At 32.2% G+C, this 8,423-nt stretch carries 6 protein-coding genes and 1 rRNA gene; 1 reads left to right on the forward strand and 6 read right to left on the reverse strand.

Translation table 11 applies throughout. From position 1 onward, the window contains the following. Positions 1 to 271: 271 nt before the first annotated feature. On the reverse strand, positions 272 to 1,555 hold the full coding sequence (locus tag PL77_RS29185) for a BamA/TamA family outer membrane protein (RefSeq protein WP_052444836.1): 1,284 nt from the start codon (positions 1,553 to 1,555) through the stop codon (positions 272 to 274). 646 nt (positions 1,556 to 2,201) lie between these two features. Beyond that, the gene (locus tag PL77_RS32100; RefSeq protein ID WP_044213378.1) at positions 2,202 to 2,417 is read right to left on the reverse strand and encodes a hypothetical protein; all 216 of its coding nucleotides are present in this window, start codon (positions 2,415 to 2,417) and stop codon (positions 2,202 to 2,204) included. Between the two features lie 88 nt (positions 2,418 to 2,505). Here PL77_RS32100 and PL77_RS29195 point away from each other — a divergent pair, with 88 nt between their 5' ends. Next, positions 2,506 to 5,040, forward strand: a complete 2,535-nt coding sequence (locus tag PL77_RS29195) for a CHAT domain-containing protein (protein WP_172665974.1) — start codon at positions 2,506 to 2,508, stop codon at positions 5,038 to 5,040. On the opposite strand, the gene PL77_RS29200 is transcribed toward PL77_RS29195, so the two are convergent. The 4 genes from PL77_RS29200 to rrf form a co-directional block, all read right to left on the reverse strand. After that, positions 5,011 to 5,526, reverse strand: coding sequence for a hypothetical protein (locus PL77_RS29200; protein ID WP_044213382.1), 516 nt, complete (start codon positions 5,524 to 5,526; stop codon positions 5,011 to 5,013). The genes PL77_RS29195 and PL77_RS29200 overlap by 30 nt on opposite strands. A gap of 63 nt (positions 5,527 to 5,589) precedes the next feature. Further along, positions 5,590 to 6,240, reverse strand: coding sequence for an RNA polymerase sigma factor (locus PL77_RS29205; RefSeq protein WP_044213384.1), 651 nt, complete (start codon positions 6,238 to 6,240; stop codon positions 5,590 to 5,592). A gap of 259 nt (positions 6,241 to 6,499) precedes the next feature. Next, positions 6,500 to 7,876 (reverse strand): sodium:alanine symporter family protein, encoded by a 1,377-nt coding sequence (locus tag PL77_RS29210; protein ID WP_044213387.1) that lies wholly within the window; start codon positions 7,874 to 7,876, stop codon positions 6,500 to 6,502. A 295-nt stretch (positions 7,877 to 8,171) separates the two neighbouring features. Continuing rightward, positions 8,172 to 8,283 (reverse strand): 5S ribosomal RNA (gene rrf / locus PL77_RS29215). Between the last annotated feature and the right edge of the window lie 140 nt (positions 8,284 to 8,423).

The raw sequence follows: 8,423 nt of genomic DNA on the forward strand, positions 1-8,423 counted from the left end.
GAAGAAGAAGGAAGTTTGAAAGTAGACCCAATAAATTCTTGCTAAAAGATCAACTAAAAGTTGACGATAATTTACTTTACAATATAGTTAGATAAAAAAGCATTCAAGATACAGTAAAAGGCCAACTGTTTTCATACTTTAGATTTTTTTCAATTAATGTATATCCAATTTTGTTAGGCACAATTTCATTTCTATACTACTGTAAATCAGATATTAAAAAAGGCTATAATGAACATGCATCATAGCCTTTAATTTATAAATCTCAATCGCTTTAGAATGTCTCATTCAAGCTCAAGAAAAGTCCTTTTGCACCATAATCTCCCCAAGCATAATCAAGGGTAATATTGGTTCTTGACTTTTTATTGAGCATACATCTTAAACCTACTCCGTAACCAAAGTTGTAGTTTTGGAAAAGGTCAATATCAGCATGAGCACTACTTGCTGTTGTTGCATTAGCAAACGCTACAGCACCTAATAAATTAGGATTCTTGTGTGTTCCAAATAGATGTGCTCTATATTCTAATTCAGTGTAAACAATATTTTCTCCTCTGAATCTACCTTGAGTATATGCTCTTCCTGATCGACCAAATTGATCCCAACCAAGAGCTGGTAAATTCATATAAGGGGTAACACCAGAAGTTACAAAATTACCATATCCCCAAAAGGCCAACATATGATTAGGCTGTAAACCTGATTTCTTTTTACCAAGAGCAAAATAGTCTCTATACTCTAGCCACAATGAACTAGAAGACTTCGTACTTCCCATCCATTCTGGATTTATTCGGTAGGTTAACAATGCGTACCTCCCTGTATAAGGGTTAGCAGCATTATCTCTACTGTCATACATTAAGTTCAATGAAACACCAGAAAGTACATACTCTTCATCATTGATACCATAGTGGTCAGAGTATGCCTTGTGGCTTGAATAACCATGCTCTTCATAGTAAACATCTTTGATATCATAGTGATAATCCATATGATACCCTACACCCGCATAAAAGTTCTTTTTGACTTTAAACAATGCCGTCTCATGGAACCTGAAATATTTAAATTCCAATAGTTGAGGGTCTTGTCCTGGAGCGAAACCTTCACCATAACTTCCTGCTAAGGATTTATCATCCGCTGGGCCAGTACCAAGTCCAAAAGTAGGTTGTGATGTATCAAACATTCTCCAATCTCCCAAGAAGATCATTTTATCCTCTGGCGTATAAATGTTACTCTTATAAGTAAACATCAACTGATTTTTGGTAGAATAGGTCAAAGTTCCTAATGATGTCGACATACGTGTATTGGACGGATCGCCCAAGAACATATTAAATGATCCTGCAAAACCATATAGTACACCAAATGTAGGGTTGGATGCTACAATTGGTAAAGGTGCAGCATAAACTTTTCCCTTTTGTGGTGTTTCATCTTCGTTTTTAGCTTTCTTTTTTTCTTTAGTACTCTCATCAATTGTAATGTTACTCGTAGTATCAGAAGAAGTAAAAGCTTGAACCCTATCAAAAATGAAAAGGTTCAATGTTAATAATAAGGATAGTATTTTAGTTTTCATTTCTAATTAAATTCGTTGTATATGAATTAGAAACAAATATATTTATTTAGTTTAACATCAACCATAACACAACAATTTTTTAGTTTGTACTTAAACATTATTAAGAGGTTATTATAAATACATGTACTATTTTCCTCAAAAAATTGGAGAGTAAAATTTAAGAATGGTGTTGATATCACACAGATTAAGACAAAAGTAAAGCTCACCCAAATCTTTAGGTGAGCTTACTATACTAGAATCATTTTCTCAGCACTATTACTACAAAACATCTGCTCTCATTAGAGTATAATAAATCCCGTTTCAACTCGCCTTTTTATAGGACAAAGATTTATTAGCAGTTGTAAGATGTTAGTACTTTCTTGCTTTCTGTGATAGTCTACTATTGTTATAAATACTAATTGTGTGTTTACTTCATAGATAGTTTTAGGTATTATAAAATTTTTAATGTCGGTGGTTTTAGCTTTTAAAAAAGAGGGCTACTACAAAGAGTAGCCCCTTTCCATTTTTAATTGGTTAGTTTTAGCGACTCATTTCAATTAAATTACTGCTTTATCACTTATAATATTTTTCAGAATACAAATCGTATTTTCAATATCTTTTTATATTACTGAAGAATTTCATTGTATATATTTATCTAAAGTATCTTCTAGTTCTTTGCCTCATAGTCTCCTGTACTATTTTCATCAGGCAACTGTGTAAAGTTTATATCATTAGCATCTATTACACTATCTTGTGTAAATTGATATTCGCTTGGAATTGATGTTTCATCAATAGGCGTAATACTTTCATCCTCAACAAATTCACATGATGAAAGAATTAAAATAAATATGGATACTACACTAAAAAATTTTAACTTTAACATAATTGATGCTTCTAATGATAGTTACTTGACTTACTTTCTATCTATTAGACTCGGTATTCTTGAAATGCCACCACCTAATTTCAAAAAAATGAAATTTTTTATTTTTTTAACATTTAATTACTTATTATTTCTTTCCGTCAATGCTCAAAATGATGATGATTCTACTCTTAAGAAAAAAGCTTTTAAGGCTTTCAGTAATAAAGAGTATGATACTTCTATACATTATTTCAAGTTGATTGAAAATCAATCCCAAAACTTAAATAATAAGATTTATAGCCAACACGCATTAGGGCATATCTATGGTAAAGAAAAGCTAGATCTGAGTGAAGGAATCTATTGGTTAAAGAAAAACATTAGTACTATTGAAGAAGATACAAGTAGAAATATGCATTTTACTTACATTTTATCACTACAACTAATAAGTAGTTACTATCAATACCAAGGAAAAAGGGATTCCTCAGAATATTATTTAAAGAAAGGTTGCCTTACCTATTTTAATGACAAAGAAAAGTACAAGGAGAAATATTATATTCTTAATAGGTTAAATAACTTTTTCTATAGGAGAAAAGAATATAACCTTAGTAAAGAAATTTTAAATAATTTAATTGAAAAGGATGTTAAAAATTATAACGTACTAAGCAATTATCTCAGCTTATGTATTCAAATTAATGATTCTATAGGTATTGAAAATACTGTTGAAAAAATTGATCAATTAGATAATATCCGTGATGGCATTCACTACTTCTATTTGGGTGAACTAGCCCTTAATGGGGGGCATTTTGATCAAGCAATACAACATTATCAATCATTTATCAAACAGTTTAAATACTTTTTTCATAATACTAAGAAGTTCAACTTTGTATATAGTACAGATGAAATAAAAACAAGACACTATTATATTGCACGTACTTATCTACAAATCTCTCAGTGCTATAGAGGACTCCAAAATGACAGTAAAAGGTTAGAATACCTCCTTAAAGCGAAAAGAGAAATCCAAAAAGGGCTTTCCTTTCCTACTCAAGATATGAATGTCATGGCTTCTGAAATCTATAGAGCTTTAGATATTTATCATCATGAACATGAAATACTCACAAGTATCAGCTATATAGATTCTGCTCAGTCACTGATTGAGAAGCAATTATTGCTACATGAAAAGGATACCAATCAGGTTTTATTAAATCAATTGATACTCCAAAATTTCTATAAGGCCGAATTTTCAGGGAATATTGTTGAACAGGAAAAGTATTATTGGCAATCTTATTTAATGCTCAAAAAATTTGTCGGTAATCAGTATAATGATGATGATCAATTGTATCAATTTAAAAACCTGAGAGAGATTCAAGATCAATTAGTCATCTTTTTCACCCGTTTATACAAGGAATCACAAAGTAAAGAAGATTTATATAAGGTTTTAGAAATTATAGAAAACTCAAAATCAAATATTCTCTATAAAAGAAGTCAAGGTTTGGAGAATCTAACCTTTGAGCAATATATCAAAACCCCTGATCTCGATAATCTCAGAAATAAAATCAATAGTCCACCTTTACTCAGCAGTCAAGAAATACAAAAGTATTTTAAAGAATATTACGATGGAAAGTCTTTTGTTTCTTACTACCCTTTAAAGGAAGGGTTAATTATGGTTGGGTATATTGATGGGAATTTCTTTTTAGAAACCAAATGTCTTCCAGATGTTTGGAATGACTTGATTAAGAGTGTACACAAAGAGCTAAGTGAAAGTAATCTCTTTATCGACCGATCATTTAATCATCAACTTTTAGAAATTGGAGAGTTTTTAGTTCCAGATAAATTAAAAAATGCAGAGGATAAAAGGGTTGTTTTTTCCCCATCGGGTAACCTTACTTTTATTCCTTTTGAGATCCTAAAAACGGGAAAAGGATATTATTTAGAGCAATGGGCTATTTCTTATAGCTTTTCACTACATCATGAATATTCTATTCAAAGACCTATTGATGAAGATTATGATCCAATAGAAATTCTTGGTGTTGCTCCTTACAATAAGATCAATCTTCCTTTCTCATTGGATGAGTTAAAGGCATTTACAGACAACATATTAAGTGATAAAGAAGCAAGTATGGAAAATACGCTTCAAAGAATCAATGATATTAATATTCTACACCTTGCTACTCACACCACAATTAGTAAAACCGCAAAAGATTCGAATATAGAGTTTTATCCGGGAGATAAAACGCAAAAGTATTCATTGAGCTTTAATGAAGTAGCCAACAAAAATTTATCCCATTTACAGCTAGTATCTTTGAGTAGTTGTCACTCGGCAGACGGTCCCTACATTGATGGTGAGGGAATCCTTAGTTTACAAAGGGCTTTTGCCTATGCCAGTGTACACTCCATATTAGCAAGTAAATGGGATGTTAATGATGAGGTATCTTCAATTATTATGGCTAGTTTTTATGACTATATAAAACAAGGCTGGGAAAAGGATGTTGCACTTCAAAAAGCGAAAAAGGATTTTTGGAGTGACAATCCTTCCCTTAAAATCAACCCCATTTATTGGGGTAACATTGTTTTATTTGGAGACTCTGACCCAATATCTTCATCAAGTCTTCAAAAAACTTTAATTGAATATCTTCCTTTTGATTTTTAGTAAATAAATATCATATAGGAGATAATTATCAATTTGATTGAAATACAAATGTTCCTCGTCATTTTGTATTTTTACCATTAACTGATCAACCTGATCATAATCTTCTAAACCTAGACTGGCATTCAAAAGAAACCAATCCTTGTGATCTGACTCAGGAAGATCGTTTAAAATTTCTACTGCCTCTTCATAGTTTTCTGAGTTGATTTGCTGCAATGCAGCTTCTAAACGAGGTGGGTCTTTCTCGTTTTCAGACTGAGAACTCCTAGTGTAGTTAGTGTAACACTTCTCTTCTATAATTGACCTTGTATCCAGTTGTACAAGGTAAATCGAGAAAAAGGAGAAGAGAAGTATTGCAGCCGCTGAAGACCACCTTACGCTAAGTGTCACAAGGTTGTCTTCTTTCTTCATCTGAGCCCTCACGCCTTTTACGTCTTGAGAGATTTTCTCAAGATAAAGTCGTTCTTCTATAGTTTTTTCTGACAACATACTTCGATATTTTTAGTTCTACTTATTAGACTCCAAATCCTTGATTTGTCACCATTTATATGATTATTTTTTATCAAGACACTCTGAAATATTGTCTAATAAATCACTAATTTTCTCTGTTGAATTTTCTAATCCTTTACGTAAATAATTGATGCATCTACTCTTTTTATTTCTTATAAATTTCTCTGAAGTATACTTACCTTCAAACTTCGTAAGTATCTCTTCATAAGTGAGTTGCTGAAAATAAAAGTAGGTTAAAAGCCGTTGACAATCCTCTCCAATTTTGTTTAAAAGTTCTCTAAACCTATGCTTGGTATCAAGGTCATCTCCGTCGGATAAAGGTAGTTCATCAGTGAAGTCTATATCTTCATCTCGTTTACCATCTACAGTCACATTATCATAAGAAACATCATAGCGATTTCTCTTTTTTAAAGTAGATAACCACATGTTTTTAGAAATCGTAAATAAATAAGTTGAGATATGAGCTTCCCCTTTAAATTGATCTTTATCGATACTCCAAATGACTTTTGCTATAGCATCTTGAAAAATATCCTCAGCATCTTCATTTGTACCGTTCATCTTTATGATTAAAACTTTTACCTTATCATAATACAGTTTATATAGTTCTCTAATCGTTTTCTCATAATTTTTTCGGTTTTTGATGTTTTCTATTATCTGCTTGGATGAATAGCTATTTTTTTTAATGAAAAACATAGTAAGGTTTTGTTGCCGCTAATTTAGAGGATTGTTACAAAAGCATTTAGGTTTATTTTCCCTTTAGAGCCTATTTCAATCACGCTCTTTTATATCAAATCAAAATCTATTGTTGATTTGGTTCTTAGTCAAATTAGAGTATTAAATCATAAAAGACAAAATTCTCATTATTTTAAGTTGTAAGTTTTGATACAAAAAAGTGATAATCAAACAAGAATAAATTTGATTATCACCTTTTTAAAAAAATATTTTAACGTTACTATTTTTTTTCTGTTTCCATTCTTTCAAAGTAATCTAAAGCTGCAGCTCTTACTTTAGGAGATAATAATAATGCTCCTAACATCGTTGGGATAGCCATTGTCGCGTATACTCCATCAATTAAATTAATAATAGCATCTAGCTTAATTACAGACCCGACTACAATCAATATAACATAATAATAATTGAAGTAATGTTTCTTATCTGCTCCAATTAAATAGCCTAAGCATTTTGTTCCATAATAAGAAAATGAGAACAGTGTTGTTAATGCAAAAAACAAGACACAAAGTGATAAAATAATGGGTCCCATTGTGGGGAAAACAGCTTTGAAAGCTTCTGTTGTTAGTAAAACTCCATTGACATCTTCTGCAGCAGAGTCATATACGCCAGATGCTAAAATGGCTAATGCCGTCATTGTACAAACTACAATAGTATCGATAAATGGACCAATCATAGCCACCAAACCTTCACGAATTGGTTCTTCTGTCTTTGCTGCCCCATGCATCATTGGTGCTGTACCAATTCCTGCTTCGTTAGAGAATGCAGCCCTCTTGGCTCCTATGATTATCACAGCACCTAACGCTCCTCCTGCTACTGATTCAAAATCAAAAGCGTCCGTAAAAATACTTGTGATAATGCCAGGTAATTTTTCAATATTTAATCCTATCATTGAAAGTACAGCTACTACATAAATTACAACCATTACAGGTACTAATTTCCCTGCAACTTTACCAATTCTTTCAATCCCTCCAAAAATCACAAATGATACTATAATCATAATACAGATACCAATAATGAAATTCATCACATCAACGCTTAACGTAGATGACACACTCTCCGGTAATACAACTGTTCTAACTACCTCTGTTAATTGATTAGCCTGAAACATAGGTGTGACACCAAATAAACCTGCTAATGCAAAGAACATCGCTAATGGCTTCCATTTTTTTCCTAAACCTTCTTCGATATAATACATTGGTCCTCCCTCTGCATGACCATGAGAATCATGACCTCTATACATTACGGATAATGTACAAGTAAAAAATTTAGTCGCCATACCCAACAATGCACTAATCCACATCCAGAATAATGCACCTGGTCCACCTGTTACAAGTGCTACTGCCACTCCACTGATATTTCCCATACCCACAGTGGCTGCAATTGCCCCAGACAATGCCTCATAGTGATCAATATCTCCTTCAGCATCTGGATCATCGTACTTTCCTCTTAATACATCAATCGCATGTTTAAAATATCGGAATGGTAAAAACCTTGAATAAATCGTAAAAAATAACCCTCCTCCTAACAGTAAAAGTAACAAGGGAGTACCCCAGGCCGCTGAGCTAAAAGCAGCACAAAATTCTTCGAAATGTTTCATTTATATGTTTTATTAATCTAGTATGAGTTGAGAAATAAAGTGATATCATAAACGAATACCTACTTTATTTTTATAGTGTTAATTGAATTCCTCGTAGTAATATGACCTCAAAATATTTGCAATCACATTGTGTTCTAAGTACTTAAATAATTATTGTATTCGCAATTATATTATTAAGTATTAGTAATCGGTTAGTTGGGTAGATTTTAGATTGATTGACTGATTGCATAAAATATATCAACACAAAAAAAGGTTAGTCAACATCTTGTGTTAACTAACCTTCTGTATTTAATGAATGTGGCGCCGACTTACTCTCCCGGGGGTTAACCCAGTACCATCAGCACGGTAGGGCTTAACTGCTCTGTTCGGAATGGGAAGAGGTGAACACCTACGTCATTGGCACCATCAATGTCTTAATGATCTAATGAGTTAGAATTTAATCACTATCATGAAGTTGTATTGTAACTTCATTGACAGCGAAAAGGAAAAACTTTGCTGGTATCCTATCGCTAGGATACCAACCGTAAAAGAAAAAGCTATTGGGCGA

This window comes from Flammeovirga sp. OC4 (assembly GCF_000812565.1).
In the GTDB taxonomy this organism is placed as follows: Bacteria; Bacteroidota; Bacteroidia; order Cytophagales; family Flammeovirgaceae; genus Flammeovirga.